The sequence below is a fragment of the Actinomadura miaoliensis genome (genome assembly GCF_039536785.1).
GTDB lineage: Bacteria > Actinomycetota > Actinomycetes > Streptosporangiales > Streptosporangiaceae > Spirillospora > Spirillospora miaoliensis.
Genome location: NZ_BAAAZG010000052.1, coordinates 103109 through 128622, shown reverse-complemented (window position 1 = coordinate 128622; position 25514 = coordinate 103109). Strand labels below are relative to the sequence as shown.

Genomic DNA, 25514 nt, shown 5'->3' with positions numbered 1-25514 from the left:
GGTGGTCGCGCCGGCGCCGGGCGCGGTCACCCGGGTTACTGGGGTTGCTCGGGTTACCCCGGTTACTCGGCGGCGACCAGCTCGGCGATCTGGACGGCGTTGAGCGCGGCGCCCTTGCGCAGGTTGTCGCCGGAGCAGAACAGCGCCAGGCCGTTGTCCACCGTCTCGTCGCGGCGGATGCGGCCCACGTACGTCGGGTCCTGACCGGCGGCCTGCAGCGGCGTCGGGATGTCCGACAGCACCACGCCGGGCGCGCCGGCCAGCAGCTCGCGGGCCCGCTCGGGCGTGACCGGACGCTCGAACCGGGCGTTGATCTGCAGGGAGTGGCCGGTGAACACCGGGACGCGCACGCAGGTGCCCGACACCTTCAGGTCCGGGATCTCCAGGATCTTGCGGCTCTCGTTGCGGAGCTTCTGCTCCTCGTCGGTCTCCGCCAGGCCGTCGTCCACGATCGAACCGGCCATGGGCAGCACGTTGAACGCGATGGGCCGCGCGTACACCCGCGACTCGGGGAACTCGACCGCCGCCCCGTCGTGGGTGAGCCGGTCGGCGCCCTCCACCACCTTGCGGGCCTGCTCGTGCAGCTCGGCGACGCCCGCCAGGCCGCTGCCGGACACCGCCTGGTAGGTGGAGACGACCAGCGCGGTCAGCCCGGCCTCCTCGTGCAGGGGCCGCAGCACCGGCATCGCCGCCATGGTCGTGCAGTTGGGGTTGGCGATGATCCCCTTGGGACGGGCCGCCGCGGCGTGCGGGTTGACCTCGGAGACGACCAGCGGCACGTCCGGGTCCATCCGCCAGGCCGAGGAGTTGTCGATGACGACCGCACCGGCCTCGGCCACGCGCGGCGCCAGCTCCCTGGAGGTCTGCTTGCCGGCGGAGAACAGGACGATGTCGAGCCCGGAGTAGTCTGCCGCGGCGGCGTCCTCGACCGTCACCTCGGTGTCCCGCCACGCCATCGTGCGCCCCGCCGAACGGGCGGAGGCGAACAGCCGCAGCTCGTCCACCGGGAACCCGCGCTCGGCCAGGATCCTGAGCATGACGCCCCCGACCTGCCCGGTGGCACCGACGATCCCGATTCTCATGCCGCTCCCTCTGTTAATCGCTTGACCTGCGGCAACGAGTCTGCCGACGAGGTCGTCCAACGTCCAGTGAATAACCCTTCGCGGTTCCCTTGAGCAGGGCTTCACCGACCCCGGTGTCGGCGGCGGGGGCACAAACGACCATAACGCCCAGGCCCGCGTGCCCCCTTCCCACGGGGTCGTTCAGTCCAGGGCCGCCCCCAGCGAGACGGTCTCCGTCCCGCCCGCCGGACGGAGCCGGAACGCCAGGAGGGTCGCGAGCACCGCGAGGCATCCGGTGATGACGAACGTGACGACCAGCGCGGTGTGCGTCCGCCCGCCGTGCGCATGCGCGATCGCTATCGTCGCGCCGCCGATGCCGCTGACCACGGCGGTGGCGAGGGTCTGCGCGAGCTGCAGGGCGGCGCCGATCTCGCCCTGCCGGGCGGCGGGCGTGCGCTCCGTCGTCTCGGTGGTGGCCGCGTTGAACGCCACGCCCATGCCGACACCGCCGATCGCCCATCCCACCACGGCCGTCAGCGCGGGGACGGCCCCGGCGAGCACGCCGAAAGCCATGACCACCAGCCCGGCCAGCAGCACCAGCGAGCCCAGCACCATGCTCGCCGTGCGGTCACCGCGCCGGGCGCCGTCCCGTCCCGCCTGAAGCGCCGAACCCGCCACCCAGGTGAGCGCCCCCGCCGACAGCCCGAGCCCGGCCTCGGCGGCGCTGACGCCCCGCAGCTCGGTCAGGCCGAGCGGCAGGAACGCCTCGCTGCCGAAGTACACCCCGCACAGCAGGAACCGCAGCGCGACGCCCGCGCCGACGCCGCGCCTTGCGGTGAGCGTCCCCGCCGGGGTGACCCGCCTCACCGCGACCACGGCGACGGCCAGGCCGAGGACGGCCAGCACGACGAGCGGCACCGGCCGGTCGAGCAGCAGCGCCTGGATGAACAGGCCCGTCCCGGCGGTGAGCAGGACACTGGCGGCGACTGGCCCCTTCCACCACGGCCGTTCGACGCCGCCCGCCGGGGCCTCGTCCGCCGGGGCCTCCCCCGCCGGGGATCCTCCGGCGGGCCGCAGCGCGCGGGCGCCCGGCAGCGTCAGGACGGCGGCGACGGCGACCAGCGGCGGCAGCAGCACGAACACGCCGCGCCAGCCGACGCCGTCCGCCACCACCGCGGCGAGCGTCGGGCCGATGAGCGAGGGCACGGTCCAGGCCGAGGAGAGCAGGGCGAACATGCGGGCGCGCAGGCGCTCGGGGTACGCCAGGCCGATCATCGCGTAGGCCATGCCCATGACGGCGCCCACGCCCAGCCCCTGGGCGAACCGTCCCAGCAGGAACACCGGCCACGATCCGGCGGCCCCGGCCAGCGCGCACCCGGCCGCGAACACCAGCAGCCCGAGCGCCAGCGGCCGTCCGGGACCGCGCCGGTCGGCGTCCCGTCCCGCGGCGACCGCACCGAGGATCTGCGCGAGCATCAGCGCCGACAGACCCCATCCGTAGGCGTCCAGTCCGCCGAGCCTGCCCGCGATCTCGGGCAGCACCGTCGCCACGCCCAGGGACTCGAACGCCACAAGTCCCACCGAGAGCACGACGCCCGAGGTCAGCGCCCGATGACGCGCCGAGAAGACGCCGTCGTCCACCTGCCGGGCCATCCCTCCACCCCTCCCGTTATTACGTTCCGTTCCGGATCGGAATGAAATATCCCCCTAGACTGGCCCCATGGTCAAGGGCTCGGGACGCACCACCGCCTCCGCGGCGGCCGACGCGACAGGCGGGGAACGCACGCGACGTGCGGGACGGCCGCGCGACACCCGCATCGACGACGCCGTCCGCCGGGCCACCCTGGACACGCTGCGCGAGACGGGCTACTCCGGGCTCACCCTCGAAGGCGTCGCCGCCCGCGCCGGCACCACCAAGCCCGCCATCCGGCGCCGCTGGCCCACCCGCCGGCACCTGATCGTGGACGCCCTCGCCATGACGATGGGCACCGCCCCCACCCCCGACACCGGATGCACGCACTGCGACCTGGTCGAGGGCATCGGCACGCTGACCGACGCCTTCACCGGCGACCCCGTGGTCCGCCGCACCCTGCCCGGCCTGATCGCCGACCTCGGGGACGACCCCGAGCTGGCCGAGTCGTTCTTCACCCGGCTGTTCCGTCCGCGCCGCGCCACCACGGCCGCCGCCCTGCGGCGCGGCGTCGAACGCGGCGACATCCGTCCCGACGCCGACATCGACCTGCTGCTCGACATGCTGGCGTCCACCACGTACTACCGGGCGCTGTTCGGCCACCTGCCGATCACGCCGCGGCTCGCCGAGGACGTCGTGGAGGTCGTCCTGTCCGGGGTCGCCACCGAGCGGTGGCGCGGCGGCCACCGCTGACGTCCCAGGGGCACTTCAGGGGTCAATCAGGGCAAATCCCTATGTAAGGGTCGCGGCGCACTGGGCATGATCGAGGCATGGACATGGAGAAGAGCACGGACCGGCGGCTGCGCCGCACCCGCGACGGCCGCATGATCGCCGGAGTCTGCTCCGGCGCCGGCCGCTACCTGGGCGTCGACCCCAACATCCTCCGCGTGGGACTGGCGGTGTTCACCGTCTTCGGCGGCGCGGGGGTCCTCCTGTACGCGATCGCGTGGCTGCTCATCCCCGAGGAGGGCGCGCCCACCTCCCTCGCCGAGGACCTGATCAAGAAGGGCCAGGAGTCCCCCGCCGTCCAGGACGCCGTCCAGAAGGCCAAGGACTCCCTCAACAAGACCCGCACCCGCACCTGACGCCCCGCCGACCCGTGAACGGCGGTCAGGGAGCCGGGTGGATGGTGGCGGCGCGGTCGCCCTCGGCGGCGTCCGGGCCGGACGGGGCACGGCCGTTGGACTGCGCGCGGCCGTTGGACGCCGCGCGCGCCGCCGAGGCGGGCCTGGCACGATCTGCGCCGTCACCGGCGGACGGTTCGGCGCCGGGGGCGTGGCTCTGCATCGACGCGATCACCTCGGGCCGGACCTGGTTCCACACCAGCGTCAGCATCGTGGCCGCCGACAGGCCGAGCGCGCCCGCCAGCGCCACCACCGTCTGCGGGCCGAGGAACTGCGCCGCCGCCCCGCCGATCAGGATCGCCAGGCCCTGCCCGGCCAGGATGCCCGACTGCGCGAGCCCGAACGCCTGGCCGCGCCCCGACGGCGGCACCGCCGCGACGAACGCCGCGTTGGCGGCGAGCTGGTAGGCGCTGCCCGCCCCCGCCAGCGCCCACAGCGCCACCACCGCCCACAGCGGCGGATGCACGGCGGCCCCGATGAGGGGCGCGCACGCCAGCATCGACATCCAGCCCATGGCGCGGATGCGGTTGGACGGCCGCACGCACCGGCTGAACACGAACGCCCCCGCGACCATCCCCGTCGGCATGGCCGACATCAGCAGCCCCACCGTCACCGCACCGCCGTCGAACGTCGCCGCGTACGGGGCGGCCAGCCCTTCGGGGACGACGTAGAACGCGCACAGCCACGCGAACGACACCAGCGAACGCAGTGTCGTGTCGCCGAACACCAGCCGCGCCCCGTCCCGCGTCCCGCGCCACAGCGCCAGCGACTCGCGCTCGCGCCGGCGCGGCGCCGGACGCCCCCGCATCCCCACCACCAGGATCACCGCGGACGCCCCGAAGGTCACCGCGTTGATCGTCATCGCCTGGTAGGTCCCGACGGCCGCGACGATCGCGCCGCCGGCCAGGAAACCGAGCATCTGCGTGGCCTGGTGGGTGATGTTGTTGATCGCCGACCCGGCGACGTAGCGGTCGCCGGACAGCACGTCCGGCAGCAGCGCCGCCCGCGCCGCGGTGAACGGCGCGCCCAGCAGCACCACCAGGCACACCAGCCCGCACAGCGTCCAGAACGGCATGGACTGCAGCGCCATCAACGCCACCAGCCCGGCGCGCAGCAGGTCGCACACCACCATGACGGTGCGGCGCGGGAACAGGTCGGCCAGCCCCGACAGGACCGGCCCGCCCACGATGGGCGGCAGGTAGGTCAACGCGTAGGTGACCGCCGTCAGCAGCGCCGAGCCGGTGCGGTCGTACACGAGCACCGCCAGGGCCACCTGTGCCAGCTGGTCACCGATGAACGACAACGCCTGCGCGAGCCACAGGGCACGGAACTCGCCGACCGCGAAGACCTCGCGGTAGGTGGCCTGCACCTCCGGCGGACGCCGATGCCGGCCGCTCTGCCTTTCCGCCACACACGCTCCAGCAAGGTTCGGAGAACCCCCCTATTAACTCACGCTGCGTGGCAGTTATGTGACCTACCGTACCCGATTGAAGAAAGACTTCACCTCAGAAGCCCCTCGGGCCACCTCAGTATCCGAGGTCGTGCAGCCGCTCGTCGTCGATCCCGAAGTGGTGTGCGATCTCGTGCACCACTGTGATACGCACCTCGTCGACCACATCGTCGGGCGTCTCACAGATTGCGAGGATCTCGTTGCGGTAGATCGAAATGTGATCGGGCAGTACACCGCCGTACCAGTCGCCCCGCTCCGTCAGGGGTACGCCCTGGTACAGGCCGAGCAGGCCGGGTTCGGGCGCGTCGTCCTCAACGACGATGACGACGTTGCGCATGACCCCGGTGAGCTCGGCCGGGATGGTGTCGAGAGCCTCCCCCACCAGGTCCTCGAACGCCTCTCGCGACATCTCGATCACAACCCCCATTGTGCTCGACGGAAGGGAGCCCCCGGTGCCGGACCGCCTCCGCGCCGTTTCGTCGACGTTCCGTTCCTCCTGGTCCCGTGTCCGCGCGTCCCGCGTGCCGGCGGCGATCACCGCGTCCCGCTGGCCCCGCCTCCTCGCGGTGCTGCTCGTCGGGCTGGCCGGCGGCCTGGTCGGCCTGCTGCTCGGCGGCCGGGTCGAGACCGCCGTCGGCCCGACCGACGTGTCGCTGGCCCTGCGCCCCGCCTGGAGCGGCGGCACGATCGTCCGCATTCCGCCGCTGGGCGCGCTGCACCTGGACACCCACTGGGGCCCGGTGGCGCTGGAGGCCCGCGTCACCGCCCTGCGCCCCGAATCGGCCCGGTCGCTGATCGAGGGGAACGGCGACCTGTCCGACATCACCGACCAGATCACCGACCAGCTCCGGCACGGCGTCATGATCCTGCTGCTGCGCGCCACCGCCCTCGCCGTGGTCGTCGCCCTGCTCGCGGGCCTGCTGGTCTTCCGCTCCTGGCGGCGCGCCCTGCTCGGCACCGGAGCGGCCGTCGCCGGCCTGGTCTCCCTCGCCCTGCTGTTCTGGACGACGTTCAACCCCCAGGCGATCGCCGAACCCCGCTACACCGGCCTGCTGGCCAACGCCCCCCAGGTCGTCGGGGACGCCCGCAGCATCGTCGAACGCTTCTCGGCCTACCGCGCCCAGCTCGCCCGCCTCGTCGGCAACGTCTCCAAGCTCTACAGCGTCACCTCGACGCTCCCCACCTACGAGCCCGACCCCTCGACGATCCGCGTCCTGCACGTCTCCGACATCCACCTCAACCCGGCGGCCTGGTCGGTGATCCGCTCGGTCAGCACCCAGTTCAAGGTGAACATGATCATCGACAGCGGCGACCTGACCGACCACGGCAGCCGCCCCGAGGACCGGTTCGCCGACGAGATCGAGTCGCTCAAGGTGCCGTACGTCTTCATCCGCGGCAACCACGACGCGCGCGGCACCCAGCGCGCCGTCGACCGCCAGAAGAACGCCGTCGTCCTCGACGACACCGTCCAGGAGATCGAGGGCCTGCGCGTCTACGGCGTCGGCGACCCCCGCTACACCCCCGACAAGACCACCCGCGACGACGACGTCGGCGCCGAACAACTTCGCGCCCGCGGCGCCCAGCTCGCCGCCAAGCTCCGCGCCTCCGGCACCGTCCCCGACCTGGCGATCGTCCACGACCCCCACGAGGCCGCGGGCTTCTCCGGGACGACCCCCCTCATCCTGTCCGGCCACACCCACCAGCGCTCCACCACCATCCTGCCCACCGGCACCCGCCTGTTCGTCCAAGGCTCCACCGGCGGCGCCGGCATGCGCGGCCTCGAAAAGGAACAACCCACCCCCATCGAGCTGTCCATCCTCTACTTCAGCCGCACCGACCACCGCCTCCAGGGCTGGGACGACCTCCGCCTGGGCGGCCTGGGCCTCACCTCCGCCCAGATCGAACGCCACCTGGAACCCCGCCCCGACCGCACCATCTCCCCCTCACCACCCGCCACGCCCACCGTCTCCCCGTCCTTCCCGTCCCTCCCGCCCTCCGAGTGGCCCACCACAACGCCCCTGTCCCCCCGCCCGTCCCGCCAAGGGGGATAACCCCTTATGCGTCCCGCGAGGTTGTCCCCTATGCTGGAGCAGTCCAGTGGCACCGCCACGGAGGCCCCCTTCGTCTAGCGGCCTAGGACGCCGCCCTTTCAAGGCGGTAGCGCCGGTTCGAATCCGGTAGGGGGTACCAGAGAAACCGCAGGTAGACCTGCACCCACCCTCAGGATCGTTCGCCCGTCATCCGTCCGCGGGACTCGACGTGGTCGTGCTCCCCGCGTGCGCGGGGAGCACGACACCATTGCCCGCATCATGGCCGACACGCGGGGATGGTCCCAGCTGCCGTCGGCACTCGGGAGGGGCTAGAGCCCGTCTTCGTATCCGATCGAGTTGATCGAACGATCTCAACGCCAGGGGCGCAGGGCTGTGGACAAGGCTTCACGGCCGAGCGGCTCTTTCCAGGCCGGGTACCCGTCGGGCCTGATCAGCAGCGGTTCTCCGGATCCCTTGAGCTCGCTCACAAGGCGGCTGTCCACAGGCTCGCCTGCGACATCGGCCAAGATCGGGCGACCCGTGCGGAGGTGCTCGAACAGCCGCGTCCCGTCGGGCAGCTCCCGGTCGGGTACGCGCGATCCGAGTCCATAGGAGATGTCCAGCCCTGTGATCATCATGGCGATCTCCCGGTTCGCGTCCGGTGTCGCGAGCATGTCGCCCACGTGCGCTCGAAGCGCATCCACATGCGCGCCGGGGGCGCTCAACGCGCTCTGCGCGCGCGTGTTCGACAGCACCCGGGCGCCCACGGGGTGCCGCTCTTCGTGGTACGTGTCGAGCAACTCCTCGTCGGCACTCCCTCGCACGACGAGCGCCAGCTTCCAGCCGAGATTGAACGCGTCCTGCAGCCCGGTGTTCAGCCCCTGACCCCCGGCCGGCGAGTGGACGTGCGCCGCGTCCCCGGCCAGCAGCACACGCCCGGAGCGATAACACGCCGCCTGCCGCGCGACGTCGGTGAAGCGCGAGATCCACCGTGGACTGTGCATGCCGAAATCGGTGCCCGCCACTCGAATGAGCATCGCCCGCAGATCTTCGAAGCCGATGGCCGTCGAGTCGGCGACGGTCGCGCCGGCCTCCTCCACGATCACCCGCCGCCACCCCTCCTCGAAGCCGAGCACCGAGAAGTTCCCCCGTGGCGTTCGCTGGATCAGAAACTGCTCCGCGGGCGGTTCGGCGAGTTCGACGTCCCCGAGGATCGACGTGATGGTCGCCGGTGTGCCCGGAAAGTCGATGCCCGCCAGCCGGCGCACCACGCTGCGGCCACCGTCGCAACCGACCAGATAACGCGTCTCCACGGACCCGGCCGTGGTCTCGACCACGACCGACTCCGCGGCTGCCAACGTCCCTGCGGTCGGCGACGCCGCACCCGCCGACGTCGGCCCTGGGCGCAGGCCCGTCACCTCGACCCCGCGGCGAATCCGAACGCCCAACTCCCGGGCGCGAGCCTCGAGCAGCCGCTCGATCCGGCGCTGAACGATCACCAGCAGGAACGGATACCGGGTCGGCAGCCCCGACAGGTCGAGCGGCAGTCCGGCGAAGCGCGTACCCGGCAGCGGACGCCCCTCAGCCAGGAACGGGTCGAGCATCCCCCGCTGATCGAGCACTTCCAGCGACCGCGGATGCAGCCCGCCCGCCCTCGAGTCACGCGTGGGCTCGGTGAGCCTTTCGACCACCAGCACGTCCACCCCGGCCAGCCGCAGCTCGCACGCCAGCATCAGGCCGGTGGGGCCGGCACCGGCGATGACTACGTCCTCCATGATCGCTCCCTAACAAGGGTAGAGTGATCTCTAACGACGTTAGATTAAGCTCTAACGGTGCTAGGCTGTCAATCGTGGCCCTCACACCCGACCTGATCGCCCGGACCGGCCTGCGGCTGCTGAACGACGTCGGCCTCGACGGCCTGACCATGCGGGTGCTCGCCAAGGAGCTGGACGTCCAGGCGCCCACGCTCTACTGGCACGTCAAGAACAAGCACGAACTGCTCGACCTGATGGCCGGGCTGATCATCGCCGAGGCGACCGACGGCGTCGAAGGCCCCCGTCGCAACGAGACCTGGCAGCAATGGATCGCCGGCCTCGCACGCAGAATGCGCGACGCGATGCTTCGCTACCGCGACGGCGCCAGGGTCACTGCCGGGTCCTACTCGACGGGTCCGTCCATCGGGCGGACGTTCGAACTGGTTCTGCGTACGCTCACCGACGCCGGCTTCTCGACCACCGAGGCGGCCCGCGCGTTCCCCGCCGTCCTGCACTACGTCGTGGGCTTCACGATTGAGCAACAAGCGCGCACGGGCGAGAATTACGAAGGCCCCAACCCCTATGCGCAGAAGATGACCATCGACGAAACCCGGTATCCCCTGACGGCGAGCGTGACGAAGGAGCTCTCCGCCGTCGACAGCGACGACAATTTCGAGTACGGCCTGCACATCGTGTTGGCGGGTCTTGAGACCGTTCGTCAGAAGGTCAGCGGATAACGCAAGAAGTCAGCCAACGGCATTGGGTGGTGATGGCGCAGTAGGTAGCGCGCGAGTCAGTGGCGCACGTTCTACAGCGTCTCGCTGACCCAGTGCCAGCCACGGTCGTTCTTCTGCGCGTGGACGAGGTGGGCGCCACTGGAAGCCGCGAGTTCTGAGATCGTCCGAATCAGCTGACGATGGAAATCACCGGGCGGCCGGCCAGAAGCCGACCCCTCCAGGAGCGCCACGGTGACCCGCGCCTCGTCCCGGAGCTGCGCGGTCAGCCGACCGGTGTCGTCAAAGCGAATCAGGACGATCGCATCGGCGCGAACCATGTCGCGACCATCATGGGCCACGATCCACACATCGGTCGCCGTTCCACTCATGACCATCATCTCCTAGGTTCGGGAACCGCAATCCGCCAGGTCACGCACCCGCCGCGTCGTCAACGCGGCCACCCGGTGGGCGTTCGCGGAGAAATCGGGCCACTGCCCCCTAGGTCATCGGCAGGGCAGCGTGCCGACGCGGTCGGTTTCCATGTCGAAGGCGTGGAGCACTGCGTGCAGTTCGCTGCGTTCAGTCGAGGTGATCCGCGCGTCGTGCATGTACAGGGCCATGACCAGTTGGTCGATGGCTTTCGCCCACCGTCCACTGGCCGCGCAGCCGGTGACGCGTCGCAGCGCCCAGTGGGGCAGCCGGTCGGGGTGGCAGCAGGGTGCCTCAGGGGCTGCGCCAGGTCGCGGCGTGCCGTAGGGCTCTGATGCTGTATGCCGGGGGACGGTTTGCCGCCGGGCTGCGGCGGGGCGGGCAAGACGAGCAGCCTGAGAGCTTGGTCAAACACACCCATACCAATTGGTTCTCCTATTGGGTCTCCTATCGCTTTTCTGGTGAGGTGGCGATGCTCGCCGCCAGCGGCGACGGGTGCCCCTTCTTGTCCTTTGTGAGTAGGCCATGGCGTCGTCAGTCACTGAGAGGCCCGGCCTGGTGTCAGGGCCTGTGGCAGCGGCTGCGTGAGTGATTCGGACAGGGCTGCGTAGGTCCGGATCAGCGCGTGGGTGCCGTCGCGTTAAGTGACGGGCTCCTGGACGGCCGGGGCGGTGGAGATGTCGCAGGTGGCCAGGATCTCCTCGGGCCGGACGCTGGCCGCCCCGGCGGCCGATCCGCTCAGCGCGGCATATGCGCGTGCCTGCGTCGCCTCGGGCGGCACCACCAGCAGCAGGAAGGTGTCCATCCGGCCCCGGATCACAATGATCATATGGCCGAGCCCCGGAAGGCCGCCTACCTTCACCTTCCGCCCGGCGACGGTGATGTCGCCCGGCACGTGCTCCCAGTAGCCGGTGTCGACGGCGAGATGCGTCACCCTGCCCAGGTGCCCGGCCAGGCCGACGACCAGTGCCGGCAGTTCGGCACGGGCGTCACGTGAACGCGGCCACCAGCCACCGTCCAGAGCTCCGCGATGCTCAGCGCCCACCGCCAGCCTCAACCGCGCCTCAGGAGGCCAAGAATCAGCTTCGGGGGCAATGGTGAAATCGTTTATGTCGTGGGCCATGACATCGGCCCCGTCCTCGGCTAAAAAGCCGGATAGACAATCGCCCTGGGTGACGCTGACATCGACTACCAGCGCTCGAGTAACCCTTGGTAAATCAACCCTACGTCGCATGACACCGGAAAGCGAACGCTTTCTCCGCCACCTGACCACCTCCCAGGCGACCGAGAGACACCGGCGAGGAGACCGTCAGGCCGAAGGGGAAGCGACCGGGCGCTGAGAGCCCGTCCAACACCCTGCTGGCGGCGGACCGTCCGGGCCGCCATCCCGTCCCAGCAGACCTGATGCGATCTCAGGCGTAATCTCGGGGTAGGTGGATCTGCGCTGGCGCTGACTGCTGTTCCGTCGCCTGGTGCGGGCCGGTATCAGCCGGCGCGGTCACCTGACTGGGGGAACGGCATGGCGGAGCGTCCGGCCGGTGGACATGGTGAGGGCCTGCGGTGGGCGGCGGAGCCCGGGTTCTGGCGGGAGGTGTTCGACCACCTGGGCGCGGGTCTGGCGGTGGTGGACTCGACCGGCCGGATCGCGGCGGTCAATCCCGCCGCGGAAGAACTGCTGGGCCGCACCGCGGCGGCGATGTTGGGACGGAACTTCCACGACCTGCTGCACCGCGGCGCCCACGGAGCGACGCCACCCGGGGTGCAGTGCCCACTCCTGACGGCTCTGTCCCAGGGCACCGCCGCCCACGCCGAGACGGACGGCTTCACGCGCGGTGACGGACGGCTGGTCCCCGTCACCTGGTCCGGCGCTCCCGTGATCAAGGACGGCCGCGTGGTGGGCATGACCGTCCTGTTCGCCGACATCACCGCCAGCCAGGCGGCACGCGCCGACCGGGCGGCGCACGTGCTCGCCCTGGAGAATCGCACCGGCCGGTTGACCCTGGTCGCGGAGATCACTTCGGTTCTGACCCAGCCCCTGCACACCGAGGAGGCCCTGAGCCGGCTGGGCCGCCTGCTGGTGCCTCGCCTGGCCGACTGGGCCGCCGTGGACCTGCGCATCGAATCCGGGCAGGTCCGCAGGGTGGCGGTCACCGGCCCCGAAGGCCGGGACTTCGATCAGGAGGCGTGGCAGGGCCCCCTGCCGCCACCTGCCGAACACTCCCGTTCCCCGCTTGTGCGGGTCCTGCACAGCGGCGAGTCCGCCGTGCTGGGGCGGCAGGAGATCACCGCACCGCCCGACTCCTCCCTGGCCGCCGTCCAGGCCGGATTCCTCCAGGCGATGGGCGCCGTCTCCGCCGTCGTCGTGCCCCTGGGCACCGCCCGGCAGATCACCGGCGCCCTCACGCTGGCCCGTACCGACCCCGCCCGGCCCTTCGACACCACGGAGCTGGCGCTGGCCCGCGACATCGGCCGCCACGTCGGCCTCGCCATCGACAACGCCCGCGTCTTCGGTCGCCAACGCGAGATCGCCGAGGCCATGCAGCGCAATCTGCTCGCGCCCCCGCCGCAGCCCGGTCCGTTGCGCCTGTCCGCCCGCTACCAGCCCGCCCCTGCCGGCTCCCAGGTCGGCGGCGACTGGTACGACGCCTTCCTCCTGCGCGACGGCGCCACCGCGCTGGTCATCGGCGACGTCGTCGGCCACGACCTGACCGCCGCCGCCGGCATGGCGCAGCTCCACGGCACGCTGCGCTCGCTGGCCTGGGACCGCACCGGCCCGCCGAGCGCCATCATCGACCGCCTCGACGAAGCCATTCCCAGCATCACCGACGTCCCCATGGCCACTGCGATCCTCGCCCGCGTCGAAGGCCCCGAAAACGGCCCGTGGCGCTTGCGCTGGACCAACGCCGGCCACCCGCCGCCCCTTCTGGTCACCCGAGACGGACGCGCCGAGTACCTCGACCAGGGGCGGGGTCTGCTCTTGGGGACCGGCCTGGGCAGCGACGGCCGTCCGGACGCCACCGAGCCCCTGCCGCCCGGTTCCACGCTCCTGCTCTACACCGACGGCCTGATCGAAGTGCCTGGTACCGATCTGGACACCGGCCTGGAACGCCTGCGCCGCCACGCCGCCGCCCTCGCCCACCACCCCTTGGAGGACTTCTGCGACCAGATCCTGAACCGCAAGCCCGCCAGCAACACCGACGACATCGCCCTGCTGGCTCTGCGGATCCCTCAGCCCACCTCGCGACGGTAGAGCCCCGAGGAGCGCTTGAGCGGGCGTGGTCGAGCAAGGCACAGACAACGCGTGCCGATCCGTGACGTAGGACCTGCGTCTGCATGGTCCTAGGCAAAGTCTGGGGTGGGCAGCCCGAGGACTCAGGCGAGCGCCTCCCCGCACTCGTGTCGGCCCCATGGACCACCCGGAGCGTCCGACCTCCAACTTGGGCCTCCGCACCGGCATGGGCAGCCCGCCGAGCGATCACAGAATCTGCCGATCGGTGCCGTTCTTCCCGGACACGCGGGCCGCGATCACGTTGGCCAGGTTGATGACGACCGCGCTGGTGTCGGGCTCACGGCTGGAGCGCGCCCGGGTCAGTACCAGGCTGCGGCGCTCGTTCAGAGCGCGGGTGATGACCTCAACTGCTTGTCCCATCCCTTCGAAGTCGGCGGTGACGAAGGAGACGTCGTCGCCTCCCACCGGATGGATGCGAATGATCAGTTCCGGGTTGTCTGACGTCTCGTCCGGCATGGTCGTCCTCCTTGGTAGACGCCGGGTCATCGCCGGCGATGCGGCGCTCGCACCCGGCGAACGCCTTCTGGAGGGGCCTTGGAAAGCCGGCATCCGGCCGGTCCGGACATCGCCGCACGGGTGGCGCCCTCCTTACGTCTTGCCCCTACAAGGGCATCGAAATCGGTCATAGCTCCCGCCGCGCCACGGTCGCATGGCGGCCAGGGCCAGCCAGCGGCATTGAAGGGCGAACACGCGCCCCGGACCCTCGTCGCAGGGCTGAACGAAGCAGCACGAGGCAGATTCGCGCCCCGTGCCGCCTCACACGCCACGACAAAGCCGACGCCAGCCGTTCCGACGCGCCTCACGGGCCCATCAAAGGGCACGCCCTCGCCGACTACTCCGTGGCAGCGTGCACTGGCTGACACCGCCTCCAGCCCCAGCCGATACAGCCCGGCAGCGTCCAGACGTGCACCGCGCGCCGTCTGTTGGCGCTGTCTCCGGCGTAAGCGGATACGCCGGTACGTCGGGCGATGCCAGTCAGGGTGAGAACGAAGCCGCGGTGATCGAGTGAGCCGTGGACGGTTGGCGCGAGGCGGAGGACCGAAGCCCTGACAGCGCGCCGAGCCAGGGCGACCGCCGCGGCCTCCGCCGGGGCACGACGCGCCGCCGGGTCGGGTGCGTCTTGATCGGCGCCGACCCGTCCCGGCGGGAGCACCAGCGTGCCCGAGGTGTCCGCGAAGGGCTTGTCCTAGCCGGCTGGCGCGTCGCCTACCGCGTTGATCTCGCGAAGATTGATCGCGGCGGCGTCCACGTGCGCTGGCGCGTTATGGAGGGAGCCAGATAAATCACACCATCTGCCTCCTCCCCGCGTCTCACAGCACGTCCAGGTCGTCCAGGCTGCCGCGCCGGACCTCGGCACCGACGTCCCAGAACGCCTTGGCGGCACAGCCGCCACACAGTGCCTTAGCGGAGGCATCACGCAGCACCCCGGCACAGCCGCCACACAACGCCCCGGCACAGCCGCCACACAACGCCCCGGCACAGCCGCCACACAACGCCCCGGCACAGGCATCACGCAGCACCCCGGCACAGCCGCCACGCGGCGCCCCGGCACAGCCATCACACAACGCCCCGGCACAGCCGCCACACAACGCCCCGGCACAGCCGCCACACAACGCCCCGGCGCAGGCGCCAGACAACGTCCCGGCGCAGGCACCACGCAGCGACCCGGCGCAGGCGCCACACAGCGCCCCGGCGCAGGCACCACGCAGTGACCCGGCGCAGGCGCCACACAGCGCCCCGGCGCAGGCATCACGCAGCGACCCGGCGCAGGCACCACGCAGCGCCCCGGCGCAGGCACCACGCAGCGACCCGGCGGAGGCGTCACGCAGCGTCTTGGCGGAGGCGTTGGAGCGGGTCAGGGCGAGGGGGACATGCCCGGCCGCGTGGAGTACTGCCAGGTTCTGCTATTGGCTCGTGTCGGAAGTGCGGCGGACGTGCCCCTCCGGTGCGCCGCACGGCGATACGACCGCCGGTCGGGTACTACGGAGACCTCCCCCATGTGCGGGAGGTCTCGTTGCCGCATGCGTGATCAGTCGTCGTCGGCCTGGCGAGGCGGCCGTCACCTTGCCCGGATGCCGTTGAAGATGAGTGAGATGACGCCCTCGGACTCCGCTTCGATCTCGGAGGAGCGCCACTCCTCGGCGTGCATCGGAGCGTGGAAGCGGCTGGTCGCGTTGAGGATGCTTCGCGCGATCTCCTCCGGATCACCGGCTGCGAAGTCGCCACGGGCGATGCCGTCGTCGACGATCGCGCGGATCTGGTCGAGCAGGAAGGCGACGTGGGCGGAGGACACGGTGCTGTGCTCGGTGGCCAGCGCCCGGAAGGTCGCGAACAGTTCCGGGTCCTCCCTGGCCTTCGTCCATTTGGCGGCGAACATGGTGGTGAGCAGGGCACGTAGCCGGTCGGGCGGGGTCAGTCCGGGGTCCTGAACCGCTGCGGCGATGTCCTCTCGCACCTGGTCGAGCCAGCGCCGTATCACGGCCTCGCGCAGCGCCGTCTTGGACCGAAAGTGCCGGTACACGCTCCCGTGGCTCACGCCGAGCATCCGGGCGACGTCGAGCACCGTGGCCTTCTCCGGACCGTGGCGGCGCAGCACCTCTTCGGCGGCCGACACGATCGTCTCCGCGTCGAGCGGCTCCCCGCGCATGAGGCCCCCTTGTCGAGCTGGTACGAGGCCGGCACCTCAAGGCTGTTGGCGCCCAGTCGCCGGACCTCACCAGCGAGAACGTACGACAACGAACTGACAGCCGTCAAAATCTGTCAGCACTCCCAGTGGCACTGACTGACTGACAAATATTGAAATCTGTCATCCATCGATCGTAAGGTGGCGCCATGGAGACGTCACGCAACGGCACCCCCGGTCTGCCCACGACTGCGCGGGATGGGCGAGGAACTGGCGCGACCTACCTGCTCACCGCCGCGCTCTGGGCCGGGCGGTCCGTTGAGGACCTGCTCGCCACCGGCTCTCGGCGCCCTACAGGCCGAACTCACACCGTGTTGCGATCAACGACCACGGAGGCAGCCTCATGAGCACCCCTACCGCACCGTTCGCCGGCCGCACCGTTCTTCGGGTCGGCTATGGCGCCCTCCAGCTCGAACGCCTGCACGACCGCCGCGGCGATGCCGTCGCGTTGCTGCGCCGCGCGGTCGAGCTGGGCGTGAATCACGTGGACACCGCCCAGTTCTACGGCTTCGGTTTCGCCAACGACGTGATCCGTGAGGCGCTGCGCCCCGAGGACGGCGTCCTGGTCGTCACCAAGGTCGGCGCCGACCCCGATCCCGGCGGGCGCATGCCGCTGCGGCTGGCGCAGCGGCCCGAGCAGTTGCGGGCCAGCGTCGAGGACAACCTGCGCAGCCTCGGCGTCGACCAGCTCCCGGTGGTCAACCTCCGCCGCCTCGACACCGGTCCCGGGCTGCGGCCCGAGGGAGACCAGGTGGTCGACCTCGACGACCAGCTCGCGGTGATGACCGCCCTGCGCGACGAAGGCAAGATCGGCGCGATCGGCCTGAGCAGCGTCACCCTCGCCGGCCTGCGCCGCGCCCTGCCGGCCGGCATCGCCTGCGTGCAGAACGCCTACAGCCTCGTCTCCCGTGACGACGAGGACATGCTGCGGCTGTGCGTGGCGGAGGGCATCGCCTGGGTGCCGTTCTTCCCGCTCGGCGGGAACTTCCCGGGCATGCCCAAGGTCACCGAGGAACCGGCCGTCCGTGCCGTGGCCGAGTCCCTCGGCGTCACGCCCGCCCAGGTCGGCCTCGCCTGGCTGCTGCACCACGCCCCGAACGTGCTGCTCATCCCCGGCACCACCGACGCGGCCCACCTCGAGGCCAACATGGCGGCCAGCAAGATCACCTTCGACGCCGCGGCCCTGGCCGCCCTCGACGCCGTCGAGTCCCGCTCCAGCGAAGTCCCGATCGGCCCCACAGGAGACAAGGACAAAACATGAAGGCCATCGTCTACCACGGCAACGGCGGCCCCGATGTTCTCCGGTTGGTCGACCGTGACCTGCCCGCGCCCGGTCCCGGCGAGGTTCGCGTCCGGGTCGCCGTGTCCGGGGTCAACCCGGCCGACTGCCAGGCACGCTCCGGCGCCACCACCCCCATGGGATTCCCAGAGATCACCCCGCACCTGGACGGCGCCGGTGTGATCGACGACGTCGGTGAGGGGGTCGACCAGAGCCGGGTCGGCCAGCGGGTCTGGCTGTTCATGGCCGCCGCCGGGCGGCCCACCGGCACCGCCGCCGAGTTCACCGTCGTGCCCGCCGACCAGGCCGTGCCGCTGCCCGACGAGGCCGGTTTCGACGTCGGCGCCGCACTCGGCGTCCCCGCGCTCACCGCGCACCGCGCGCTCACCGTCGCCGAGGACGGGCCGCGCCGTCTGCGGCCCGGCGCGCTCGACGGCAGGGTGGTGCTCGCCGCGGGCGGCGCCGGAGCGGTCGGGCACGCGGTGATCCAGCTCGCCCGATGGGCCGGCGCCACCGTGCTCAGCACGGTCAGCGGCCCGGAGAAGGCCCGGCTGGCCACCGCCGCCGGCGCCCATCACGTGATCAACTACCGCGAGGGCGACCCGGCCGCCGAGATCCGCGAGATCGCCCCGGACGGCGTCGACATCATCGCCGAGGTGGCGCTCGGCGCGGACCTCGCACTGGACCTGGCCGTCCTGCGGACGCGCGGCACGATCTCGACCTACGCCAACGACGGTGGCAAGCCCGTCGAACTGGACGTGCCGCGGAACATGGTGCTGAACACGCGCTTCCAGTTCCTGGTGCTCTACACGGCCGGTGCGGAGGCGCGCGCCGCGGCCGCCGAGGACGTCGCCGCCGCGGTCCGCGACGGCGCCCTGCCGGTCGGCGGGGAGCATGGCCTGCCGCTGGTCCGCTTTCCACTCGACCGCACCGCCGACGCGCACCGGGCGGTGGAGAGCGGCACGGTCGGCAAGGTCCTGGTGGACGTCGCGTCGTGACGAAGCACCGGCACTGAGCTGGGCGAACCGAACCCCGTGCACCTGGTTGCACGAGTCTGCCGACACGCCAGATCATGATGCGCGAAAGGGCCGTGGCGACCGTTCCGCGGTCAGCCATGACGCGCGTGCACCCCCACCGGCAGGCCGTGCCGCAGGTCGCCGCCTCGATCGCGGCCGGACTGGGCGCCACCTACTGCGGCATGGCGGTCGCCCAAGCCGTGTGACGGTCGCCCGTCGCGGCAGCGGAGTACGCGGCGGCCCCCTGCGTACGCGGATTCAGGTAGTGCAGATGTAGCCCTACGGACCCCGCCGCGACAGGAGTCGGGCACTGTTCACCGTCGCCGCGACGCTGGCCCGTCACACCTCACGCGCCCAACGGCCTGCTGTTGTCGCTGCTCATCGAGCGTGAGGCCACCGCAGCGGCCTGACCTACGGCGGCTCGTCTGATTGGCGGCGGTGATGCCGCGTTGCCGGGAGGGCGACAGCGCGGTGCGGACGGCGTTGTGTGCGCGGGCGGCGTCGACGCCGCGCAGGAGTTGCACGGCGTCGGCCCAGGACCCGACAAATTCCGATGTCGCCGCGTGCGGTGTGCAGCTCGCCGAGGTCGCACATGTTGAGGGCGGGAACGCGGGGGTGCGTGTCCCGCACCGCTGACGTGTACGGCAGCGACACCGGCGAGCTGTGCAGGCATTTTCCGCTAAGCGGCACTGGCGGCTTCAAGCGACGAGAGCGCCGATGAGCTGTCGAAAGCCGACATCATCCCGCTCTTCGCGGTGATGAACCGCACCGGCCTCCCCACCCGGGCCAGGGGCCAATCCCCCTTGGGCGAAGCACTGCCCCAGCCCCTTGCCCCATCACCTGTCCCGCCGCGCCGTGCTGCGCGGTGCCCTCGGCGTCGGCACGCTGGCCGCCGCCGGTCCGCTGCTGGGCGCCTGCCGCGGCGACGGCGGCGGGGACGCGCTGGCTTCGGCCGCCAAGCCCGAACTGCTGACGAGACGCTGAAGGTGCTGGTCAACCAGCCCAACGCCGGGGCGTTCGAAGTCCTGCGGCGGACGTTCCCGAAGCCATCCCCACGCAGACACACCGACGCCGCTACGGCGACAGGGCCGTCAGCTTCCCATGGGGCATCTGGCTTCCGCCCTCGACCAGCCGGCGAACAAGCCGATCACGTGCTGGAGCCACTGACGTGCCGGACCGGTGCTGACCAGCTCTTCTCGCCCGCGAGCTGGGCGCCCCGGTGCGGGGAACCCAGCGAGACGATCCGCCGTGCCTTGCGCGCCCCGTCGTGCTCCGCCGCCCACAAACGCGCCACGACCCCGCCCGCCGAGTGCCCCACCACGTCCACCGACGGCGCGCCGCCGCGCAGCGCCTCACCGAGCCGGCGGTCCAGGGCGCGGGCCTGTTCGCGCAGGTCGCCGGTGCCGTCGCCGGGCAGGTCCAGGACGAACGCCGCACCGCCTCCGTACCCGGGGACCAGCGCAGGGGGCGATCGGGGTCTTGGCACCCGCGTGGTCGGCTTCCAACGACGGTGAAGTGGCGCCCCGGCGGGTGAATCCGCCGGGGCGCCTTGAGGGTGGTGCGGTGGGCGCCGCGTGCTTCCCCGCGCGGGTTCAGCGGCCGCGCGCCGTACCGGTGCCGGGCATGGACGGCCAGCCGTCACGGGCACACGGATCGCGACTATCGGAAGCCAACGATTCAGAATCTTGAAGATCACCCTTGAGAAAGTTAAGGTTTCCGCGTTAACGACTTAAGATGATCGAGGAACAACTGAGCGACGGGCATGTCGTCGAGAGCGAGGAGGCCCAGGGTGGACTGGCAAGAGCTGACGGACCTGACGCGCGGGCAGCCGTTCGTGGTCGAGCGGGTCCGCCTGGCCGGCAGCGGTGTCGTGGTCGAGGGGCGGTTCGAGCCGCCGCAACTGGCTCAGCTCAGCGTCGAGGACCAGGTGTTCGTCGCCGCGTTCGTCCGGGCGCACGGTTCGATCAAGGAGATGGAGCGGATCTTCGGGGTGAGCTACCCGACGGTCAAGTCCCGGTTGAAGCGGATCGCCGAGCAGCTCGACTTCGTCGACGTCGACCCGGCGCCCACCGGCGCGGACGTCGTTGAGCGGCTGCGGCGGGGGGAGATCAGCGTCCAGGAGGCGCTGGCCGAGCTGGAGGGGTCCTGATGGTCCCGCAACTGGTGACGGTGCGCCATCGCCGTCACAACGGCCGCTGGCTGCGGCTGTACGTCCCGGTCGTGCCGGTGCTGCTGGTGCTGTCACCGCTGCTGCTGCTCGCCGTGCTGGCCGGGCTGGTCGCATGCCTGGTCACCAAGGTGAGCCCGGTGGGCGCGCTGCGCGGGGCCGGGCAACTGCTGTGGGCGCTCCCCGGCACCCGGATCGAATTCGAGCAGGGCCGGACGGCCGTGCTGGTAAGCGTCAGATGAGCCAGAGGAAAGAACGATGAACGAGCAGCGCCGCCAGATCCTGCAGATGCTGGCCGAGGGCAAGATCACCGCAGACGAGGCCGAGCGGCTGATCGTCGCCCTCGAACGAGCACGGCCCGACGCGCCGCCGGCAGCCGAACCCCGCCCGAAACCCCGGCCCAAGTACCTGCGCGTGGTGGTGAACTCGGCGGACGACGTCGGCGTCGACGGACCGACTTGGATCAACATCCGGATCCCGTTGCAGCTGCTGCGCGCCGGGGTCCGGCTCGCGAGCCTCGTCCCTCCGCAGGCGCTCGCCAAGGTCAACGCGGAGCTGGAGAGGTCGGGGGTGCCGATCGACCTCACCGAGCTCAAGCCGCAGCACATCGAGAACCTCATCGAGCACCTCGACGACCTCACCGTCGACGTCGACGACCCCGACACCAAGGTGCAGGTGTTCTGCGAGTGACACGCCATGGGCCGGCGAGCGGAGATCCCGATGACGGCACAGGCGTTGCAAGGAACTGCGCGTGCCGCGCGGCGTGGGCTTCGAGGCGCCGGGCAGCGTCTTCGCCATGGCCGCCTACCACCGCAAAATCGTTTAGGTACCCGTCTCCTGAGACCGATCAGTCAGCAATTCCGGTGGCGCAAGGCCACCACCTCGCCGAGGAGGCCGAATGTCGGCAGACCCGCCCAGCTCACCCGCTCTGCGCGCGTCCGACGCGGACCGCGACCGGGTCACCGAACTGCTGCGCGCCGCCGTCGCCGACGGCCGGCTCGACCCGGTGGAGTTCGTAGAGCGCCTGGACGCGGCGCTGGCCGCCCGCACCGTCGACGCGCTGACCCCGCTCGTCGCCGATCTGATCGCGGTGCCAGGGGGCGACGCACTCACGACGCCGTTCGCCGGAATCCCGGCCGAGCCCATTCCCGAACTCGTCACCATCAAGGAGCGGCACGGCACGGTGCGCCGTGACGGCCGGTGGACGCTGCCGCGCCGGCTGGAGCTGCGCACCGCGTGGTGCGACGTGATGCTGGACCTGACCAGCGCGGTGCGCGGCGCGCCCGAGCTGGTCATCGAGCTGCGGGTGACCGGCGGCAACGTGGAGTTGGTCCTCGCGCCGGGCATGGTGGTGGACGCCAACGAGCTGTCGGTGCGGCACAGCATGCTGGAGATCGGCAGGGACGCGGGCGACACCACGCCGCAGACGCTGCACGTCCGCCTGGTAGGCCGGATGCGGCACGGCCGGCTCGCCACCCGGTGGCAGCCGCCGCACCGATGACGCGGCCGCGTTGATCAGGTCACTCGAACGCGGGTTCGCCCTCCGAACCGACCGGCCCGCGGCCCGGACACCGCAGGGGCCGCCGGGCTACGACGCCGGCCCGCACGCCGCCGGTCCGGCTTCAACGGCTCCTGGAAAGGGTCTGTCGCCAGTGCTCGGCCGCCTGGCTCATGTCCTGGCCGAGGAACCGGAAGAACTGGCCGGTCGCGTGGAGCCGGGTTCCGGCGGGGGTGGCATCGCCGAGCAGGTCGGCTCCCCGTTGGGCGAAGTCCGCCCACAGGGCCATCGACCGGACGCTGACCAGCCACGCCTGGTACCAGACGTGCTCGTCGATGACGTACCGCTCTCGCCGGCCGCTGCGTTCGCGTCCGATCAGGCCGCGCCGCTCCAGCCAGCCGACGGCCTTGGAGATGGACGCGGGGCTCACCCGCAGCCGTGTGGCGAGTTCGGCGGCGGTGGCACTGCCGCTGTCGGTGGTGAACAGGCAGACGAGAACCTTGGCCGCCATGGCCGGGACGCCCGTCTCGACCATCATGTCGGCGAACTCGTCCTCGAACGCGCGCCGGGCCTGGGAATCCTGTCCTGAGGCGGTGGCGCCCGCGGGGTGCGGTGGGCGGGGACTCTGGTGCGCGGTCGAGGCGAGGGAAGGCTTGCGGCGGCGGGCCCGCCAGCGGGTCGCCTGCTGGGCCCGGTCGGCCTGATAGCCGCGCGCCCCGCCGTTGCGCGCGACCTCGCGGACAATGGTCGATCTGGGTCGTCCCAGCCTGCGGGCGATCTCGTTGTAGGTGAGGCCCGTGGTCAGTCCCGTGGCGATGCGTTGGCGTTCCTGGTAGGTCAGACGGTCTCCAGGCATTCGTCCTCCTCGGGTCGGCGCACAGATCCGGCCCCGGTGCATTAAACAGCATGCTCATTGCACCATTGAAACCGGGCTGACCTTTATCAACGCAGTTCGGTGGTTGTTAGTGCGCGCCCAGCGTTCCTACTGTTTCGCGTACTTGCGAAGGGAACGTACGAGGGAGACCGACAGTGGCCCCATCATTGCCGACCACGCGGCCGGCCGATCGGCCGTTCGACCCGCCCGCGGGGCTGGCGGACCTGCGCGAGCAGCGTCCGCTGAGCCGGCTGACCTATCCCGACGGGCATGAGGGATGGCTGGTGACCGGTCATGCCCTGGCGCGGGAGGTGCTGGCCGACCCGCGGTTCAGCGTGCGCCCCGAGCTGCGGCACATGCCGGTCCCCGGAGCACCCGGCAGCGACCGGCCCGCGCCCCCGGGGATGTTCACCGCCATGGACGCGCCGGAGCACACCCGTTACCGCCGCCTGCTCACCGGGCGGTTCACCGTTCGGCGCATGCGCCGGCTCACCGAGCAGATACAGGACATCACGGCGGGGTACCTGGACGCCATGGAGCGGCACGGCGGCCCGGTGGATCTGGTGCAGGCCCTGGCGCATCCGGTCCCGGCGCAGGTGATCTGCGAGCTGCTCGGCGTGCCGTACGCGGAACGAGAGCGCTTCCAGGGGCACGCGCTGGAGCTGTTCCGCCTGGACGCTTCGCCGGAGACGCTGGCGGCCGCCTACACGGCGGTGCGCGAGTTCATCGGCGAGCTGGTGACGGCCAAGCGCGCCGCGCCCACCGACGACCTGCTCAGCGAGCTCACCACCGGCGACCTCACGGATGAGGAACTGGTCAACATCGGCTTCGTGCTGCTGGGCGCCGGGCTCGACACCACCGCCAACATGCTGGCGCTCGGCACCTTCGCCCTGCTCAGCCACCCCGGCCAGCTCGCCGCCCTGCGCGCGGATCCGGGCATCGCCGACCGGGCGGTGGAGGAACTGCTGCGCTACCTGAGCATCATCCCGTTCCTCGTGCGCACCGCGCTGGAGGACGTCGAGCTGCACGGCGAGAAGATCAGGGCCGGTGAGTCGGTCACCGTCTCGATCCCCGCGGCCAACCGCGACCCCGCGCACTTCGCCGACCCCGACACCCTCGACCTGCTCCGCCCCACCGGCGGGCATGTCGCCTTCGGTCACGGCGTCCACCAGTGCCTCGGCCAGCAGCTCGCGCGGGTGGAGCTGCAGGTGGCGTTGCCCGCGCTGGTCACCAGGTTCCCCACGCTGCGCCTGGCGGTCCCGGCCGAGGACGTGGCCATGCGCACCGACATGCTCATCTACGGCGTGCACCGACTGCCCGTCTGCTGGGAGGTGTGATCGATGAAGGTCTGTCTGGTCACCGGGGCCTCGTCCGGAATCGGGCTGGCGACCGCGCTCGAACTGCTGCGCGCCGGTCACACGGTGTACGGCGCCGCACGCCGCGTGCACAAGATGGCCCCCCTCCGCGCCGCCGGCGGGCACGCCGTCGAGATGGACGCGCGCGACCACGAGGATCTGGAGCGGGTGGTCGCCACCATTCTCGACGAGCAGGGCAGAATCGACGTCCTGGTCAACAACGCCGGAACCGTTCTGCACGGCGCCGTCGAGGACGTTCCGCTGGAGCGGGGCCGCGACCAGTTCGAGGTGAATCTCTTCGCGCCGGCCAGGCTGGTCCAGCTCGTCCTGCCGCACATGCGCGCGCAGGGCTCCGGCACGATCGTCAACGTGTCCTCGATCGGCGGGGAGATCGCGCTGCCGCTCGGCGCCTGGTACTACGCCTCCAAGCACGCGATCGAGGCCTTCTCCGACACGCTCCGCATGGAGGTCGCACCGTTCGGCCTCAACGTGGTGATCATTCAACCCGGAATCATCAGGACCGAGTTCGAGGACCGGACGGCCGCGCAGCTGAGGGAGTTCTCCGGACGCGGCGCCTACCGGGAGATGGCCGAGGCCATGGCGCGGCGATCCGAGACCGGGTTGAGCCAGGGCTCCGATCCCGGCCTCGTCGCCGAGACCATCCGCCGGGCCGTCGAATCCGACAACCCGGACACCCGCTACGCGGTCGGCTGGCTGGCCGAGGAACTCCTGCGGCTCGACAGGACACTTCCGGACCGCGAGTTCGACGATCTGGCCACCCGTTCGATCTCCTAGGAGGACCCGTGCGCGTCACCGTTGACGCCACCGCGTGCGCCGGCGCCGGACAGTGCGTGCTGGCCGCCGCCGAGGTATTCGACCAGCGCGAGGAGGACGGCACCGTCGTCCTCCTGCAGGCAGAGCCTCCCGTGTGGGTCCACGAGGCGGTGCGACAGGCCGCGGTGCTGTGCCCCACCCGCGCCGTCCGAGTGGACGAATGACGTATGACCGCATCGTCACGGCTGGAAGGACGGCGATAGCGGGGCGATAACTGTGGCGGAGCGGTGCAATAACGCCGCTCGTAAGCATGACGGGCATGAAA

General features: G+C 71.2%; 26 protein-coding genes and 1 tRNA gene. 16 read left to right on the top strand and 11 right to left on the bottom strand.

Annotated features, from left to right (window positions below):
• Positions 1-62: 62 nt before the first annotated feature.
• Together ABD811_RS33345 and ABD811_RS33340 are read right to left on the bottom strand one after the other, a co-directional pair.
• Positions 63-1082, bottom strand: coding sequence for an aspartate-semialdehyde dehydrogenase (locus ABD811_RS33345; protein ID WP_344955748.1), 1020 nt, complete (start codon positions 1080-1082; stop codon positions 63-65).
• A gap of 180 nt (positions 1083-1262) precedes the next feature.
• The gene (locus tag ABD811_RS33340) at positions 1263-2714 is read right to left on the bottom strand and encodes an MFS transporter (RefSeq protein WP_344955746.1); all 1452 of its coding nucleotides are present in this window, start codon (positions 2712-2714) and stop codon (positions 1263-1265) included.
• Between the two features lie 67 nt (positions 2715-2781).
• On the opposite strand from ABD811_RS33340, the gene ABD811_RS33335 reads away from it, so the two are divergent.
• Both ABD811_RS33335 and ABD811_RS33330 read left to right on the top strand, forming a co-directional pair.
• Positions 2782-3444, top strand: coding sequence for a TetR/AcrR family transcriptional regulator (locus tag ABD811_RS33335; protein WP_344955745.1), 663 nt, complete (start codon positions 2782-2784; stop codon positions 3442-3444).
• 77 nt (positions 3445-3521) lie between these two features.
• Entirely contained in the window at positions 3522-3836 is a 315-nt protein-coding gene (locus ABD811_RS33330; protein ID WP_344955743.1) for a PspC domain-containing protein, read from the top strand.
• Positions 3837-3861: 25 nt separating this feature from the next.
• Here ABD811_RS33330 and ABD811_RS33325 read toward each other — a convergent pair whose 3' ends face one another.
• Positions 3862-5286, bottom strand: a complete 1425-nt coding sequence (locus ABD811_RS33325; protein ID WP_344955741.1) for an MFS transporter — start codon at positions 5284-5286, stop codon at positions 3862-3864.
• A 115-nt stretch (positions 5287-5401) separates the two neighbouring features.
• A complete protein-coding gene (locus tag ABD811_RS33320; protein ID WP_344955739.1) occupies positions 5402-5743 on the bottom strand; it encodes a metallopeptidase family protein in 342 nt (113 codons plus the stop codon).
• A gap of 34 nt (positions 5744-5777) precedes the next feature.
• Between ABD811_RS33320 and ABD811_RS33315 the strand changes: the two genes are divergently transcribed.
• Positions 5778-7376: a metallophosphoesterase family protein gene (locus tag ABD811_RS33315; RefSeq protein WP_344955737.1), complete on the top strand. Its 1599-nt coding sequence runs from the start codon at positions 5778-5780 to the stop codon at positions 7374-7376.
• A gap of 63 nt (positions 7377-7439) precedes the next feature.
• Positions 7440-7515, top strand: a tRNA-Glu gene (locus ABD811_RS33310).
• 211 nt (positions 7516-7726) lie between these two features.
• Here ABD811_RS33310 and ABD811_RS33305 read toward each other — a convergent pair.
• Complete coding sequence (locus tag ABD811_RS33305; protein WP_344955736.1) at positions 7727-9130, bottom strand: FAD-dependent monooxygenase; 1404 nt, start codon at positions 9128-9130, stop codon at positions 7727-7729.
• Between the two features lie 74 nt (positions 9131-9204).
• Here ABD811_RS33305 and ABD811_RS33300 point away from each other — a divergent pair, with 74 nt between their 5' ends.
• Complete coding sequence (locus tag ABD811_RS33300; RefSeq protein ID WP_344955734.1) at positions 9205-9846, top strand: TetR/AcrR family transcriptional regulator C-terminal domain-containing protein; 642 nt, start codon at positions 9205-9207, stop codon at positions 9844-9846.
• Between the two features lie 71 nt (positions 9847-9917).
• On the opposite strand, the gene ABD811_RS33295 is transcribed toward ABD811_RS33300, so the two are convergent.
• Positions 9918-10214, bottom strand: a complete 297-nt coding sequence (locus tag ABD811_RS33295; protein ID WP_344955732.1) for a hypothetical protein — start codon at positions 10212-10214, stop codon at positions 9918-9920.
• 680 nt (positions 10215-10894) lie between these two features.
• Complete coding sequence (locus tag ABD811_RS33290; protein ID WP_344955730.1) at positions 10895-11377, bottom strand: DUF5994 family protein; 483 nt, start codon at positions 11375-11377, stop codon at positions 10895-10897.
• A 396-nt stretch (positions 11378-11773) separates the two neighbouring features.
• On the opposite strand from ABD811_RS33290, the gene ABD811_RS33285 reads away from it, so the two are divergent.
• On the top strand, positions 11774-13504 hold the full coding sequence (locus ABD811_RS33285; RefSeq protein ID WP_344955728.1) for a SpoIIE family protein phosphatase: 1731 nt from the start codon (positions 11774-11776) through the stop codon (positions 13502-13504).
• Positions 13505-13729: 225 nt separating this feature from the next.
• Here ABD811_RS33285 and ABD811_RS33280 read toward each other — a convergent pair whose 3' ends face one another.
• Together ABD811_RS33280 and ABD811_RS33275 are read right to left on the bottom strand one after the other, a co-directional pair.
• Positions 13730-13999, bottom strand: a complete 270-nt coding sequence (locus ABD811_RS33280) for a hypothetical protein (protein WP_344955727.1) — start codon at positions 13997-13999, stop codon at positions 13730-13732.
• A gap of 1603 nt (positions 14000-15602) precedes the next feature.
• The gene (locus ABD811_RS33275) at positions 15603-16190 is read right to left on the bottom strand and encodes a TetR family transcriptional regulator (RefSeq protein ID WP_344955725.1); all 588 of its coding nucleotides are present in this window, start codon (positions 16188-16190) and stop codon (positions 15603-15605) included.
• Positions 16191-16569: 379 nt separating this feature from the next.
• Between ABD811_RS33275 and ABD811_RS33270 the strand changes: the two genes are divergently transcribed.
• The 3 genes from ABD811_RS33270 to ABD811_RS33260 all read left to right on the top strand — a co-directional run bounded on the left by ABD811_RS33270 (position 16570) and on the right by ABD811_RS33260 (position 19505).
• The gene (locus ABD811_RS33270; protein WP_344955723.1) at positions 16570-17487 is read left to right on the top strand and encodes an aldo/keto reductase; all 918 of its coding nucleotides are present in this window, start codon (positions 16570-16572) and stop codon (positions 17485-17487) included.
• The gene (locus ABD811_RS33265; RefSeq protein ID WP_344955722.1) at positions 17484-18503 is read left to right on the top strand and encodes an NADPH:quinone reductase; all 1020 of its coding nucleotides are present in this window, start codon (positions 17484-17486) and stop codon (positions 18501-18503) included. Before ABD811_RS33270 ends, ABD811_RS33265 begins: the two co-directional genes overlap by 4 nt.
• Before the next feature lie 846 nt (positions 18504-19349).
• Positions 19350-19505, top strand: coding sequence for a hypothetical protein (locus ABD811_RS33260; protein ID WP_344955720.1), 156 nt, complete (start codon positions 19350-19352; stop codon positions 19503-19505).
• A gap of 163 nt (positions 19506-19668) precedes the next feature.
• Here the strand turns inward: ABD811_RS33260 and ABD811_RS33255 are convergent, their stop codons facing one another.
• A complete protein-coding gene (locus ABD811_RS33255) occupies positions 19669-20007 on the bottom strand; it encodes an esterase/lipase family protein (RefSeq protein WP_344955717.1) in 339 nt (112 codons plus the stop codon).
• Positions 20008-20310: 303 nt separating this feature from the next.
• On the opposite strand from ABD811_RS33255, the gene ABD811_RS33250 reads away from it, so the two are divergent.
• The 4 genes from ABD811_RS33250 to ABD811_RS33235 all read left to right on the top strand — a co-directional run bounded on the left by ABD811_RS33250 (position 20311) and on the right by ABD811_RS33235 (position 22189).
• Positions 20311-20670 carry a DUF2089 domain-containing protein gene (locus ABD811_RS33250; protein WP_344955714.1) on the top strand — a complete coding sequence of 120 codons (360 nt, stop codon included), beginning with the start codon at positions 20311-20313 and terminating at the stop codon, positions 20668-20670.
• Positions 20670-20930, top strand: coding sequence for a hypothetical protein (locus ABD811_RS33245; protein ID WP_344955712.1), 261 nt, complete (start codon positions 20670-20672; stop codon positions 20928-20930). The genes ABD811_RS33250 and ABD811_RS33245 overlap by 1 nt, the downstream gene beginning before the upstream one ends.
• A gap of 16 nt (positions 20931-20946) precedes the next feature.
• Complete coding sequence (locus ABD811_RS33240; RefSeq protein ID WP_344955711.1) at positions 20947-21378, top strand: SHOCT-like domain-containing protein; 432 nt, start codon at positions 20947-20949, stop codon at positions 21376-21378.
• Positions 21379-21586: 208 nt separating this feature from the next.
• A complete protein-coding gene (locus ABD811_RS33235) occupies positions 21587-22189 on the top strand; it encodes a DUF1707 domain-containing protein (protein WP_344955709.1) in 603 nt (200 codons plus the stop codon).
• A gap of 121 nt (positions 22190-22310) precedes the next feature.
• Here the strand turns inward: ABD811_RS33235 and ABD811_RS33230 are convergent, their stop codons facing one another.
• Positions 22311-23042: a GbsR/MarR family transcriptional regulator gene (locus ABD811_RS33230; protein WP_344955707.1), complete on the bottom strand. Its 732-nt coding sequence runs from the start codon at positions 23040-23042 to the stop codon at positions 22311-22313.
• Positions 23043-23227: 185 nt separating this feature from the next.
• Here ABD811_RS33230 and ABD811_RS33225 point away from each other — a divergent pair, with 185 nt between their 5' ends.
• Genes ABD811_RS33225 through ABD811_RS33215 form a run of 3 tightly spaced genes read left to right on the top strand, consistent with a single transcriptional unit; the run spans position 23228 to position 25413 of the window.
• On the top strand, positions 23228-24397 hold the full coding sequence (locus ABD811_RS33225; RefSeq protein WP_344955706.1) for a cytochrome P450: 1170 nt from the start codon (positions 23228-23230) through the stop codon (positions 24395-24397).
• 3 nt (positions 24398-24400) lie between these two features.
• Entirely contained in the window at positions 24401-25210 is an 810-nt protein-coding gene (locus ABD811_RS33220; protein ID WP_344955704.1) for an oxidoreductase, read from the top strand.
• Between the two features lie 8 nt (positions 25211-25218).
• The gene (locus tag ABD811_RS33215) at positions 25219-25413 is read left to right on the top strand and encodes a ferredoxin (RefSeq protein WP_344955702.1); all 195 of its coding nucleotides are present in this window, start codon (positions 25219-25221) and stop codon (positions 25411-25413) included.
• Positions 25414-25514: the final 101 nt, after the last annotated feature.

What these genes read in the sequence shown, in the direction of transcription:
- ABD811_RS33345 (WP_344955748.1), bottom strand. Translation starts at nt 1,082, where the DNA reads ATGAGAATCGGGATCGTCGGTGCCACCGGGCAGGTCGGGGGCGTCATG.
- ABD811_RS33340 (WP_344955746.1), bottom strand. Translation starts at nt 2,714, where the DNA reads ATGGCCCGGCAGGTGGACGACGGCGTCTTCTCGGCGCGTCATCGGGCG.
- ABD811_RS33335 (WP_344955745.1), top strand. Translation starts at nt 2,782, where the DNA reads ATGGTCAAGGGCTCGGGACGCACCACCGCCTCCGCGGCGGCCGACGCG.
- ABD811_RS33330 (WP_344955743.1), top strand. Translation starts at nt 3,522, where the DNA reads ATGGACATGGAGAAGAGCACGGACCGGCGGCTGCGCCGCACCCGCGAC.
- ABD811_RS33305 (WP_344955736.1), bottom strand. Translation starts at nt 9,130, where the DNA reads ATGGAGGACGTAGTCATCGCCGGTGCCGGCCCCACCGGCCTGATGCTG.
- ABD811_RS33295 (WP_344955732.1), bottom strand. Translation starts at nt 10,214, where the DNA reads ATGAGTGGAACGGCGACCGATGTGTGGATCGTGGCCCATGATGGTCGC.
- ABD811_RS33290 (WP_344955730.1), bottom strand. Translation starts at nt 11,377, where the DNA reads ATGGCCCACGACATAAACGATTTCACCATTGCCCCCGAAGCTGATTCT.
- ABD811_RS33285 (WP_344955728.1), top strand. Translation starts at nt 11,774, where the DNA reads ATGGCGGAGCGTCCGGCCGGTGGACATGGTGAGGGCCTGCGGTGGGCG.
- ABD811_RS33280 (WP_344955727.1), bottom strand. Translation starts at nt 13,999, where the DNA reads ATGCCGGACGAGACGTCAGACAACCCGGAACTGATCATTCGCATCCAT.
- ABD811_RS33275 (WP_344955725.1), bottom strand. Translation starts at nt 16,190, where the DNA reads ATGCGCGGGGAGCCGCTCGACGCGGAGACGATCGTGTCGGCCGCCGAA.
- ABD811_RS33270 (WP_344955723.1), top strand. Translation starts at nt 16,570, where the DNA reads ATGAGCACCCCTACCGCACCGTTCGCCGGCCGCACCGTTCTTCGGGTC.
- ABD811_RS33265 (WP_344955722.1), top strand. Translation starts at nt 17,484, where the DNA reads ATGAAGGCCATCGTCTACCACGGCAACGGCGGCCCCGATGTTCTCCGG.
- ABD811_RS33245 (WP_344955712.1), top strand. Translation starts at nt 20,670, where the DNA reads ATGGTCCCGCAACTGGTGACGGTGCGCCATCGCCGTCACAACGGCCGC.
- ABD811_RS33240 (WP_344955711.1), top strand. Translation starts at nt 20,947, where the DNA reads ATGAACGAGCAGCGCCGCCAGATCCTGCAGATGCTGGCCGAGGGCAAG.
- ABD811_RS33235 (WP_344955709.1), top strand. Translation starts at nt 21,587, where the DNA reads ATGTCGGCAGACCCGCCCAGCTCACCCGCTCTGCGCGCGTCCGACGCG.
- ABD811_RS33230 (WP_344955707.1), bottom strand. Translation starts at nt 23,042, where the DNA reads ATGCCTGGAGACCGTCTGACCTACCAGGAACGCCAACGCATCGCCACG.
- ABD811_RS33220 (WP_344955704.1), top strand. Translation starts at nt 24,401, where the DNA reads ATGAAGGTCTGTCTGGTCACCGGGGCCTCGTCCGGAATCGGGCTGGCG.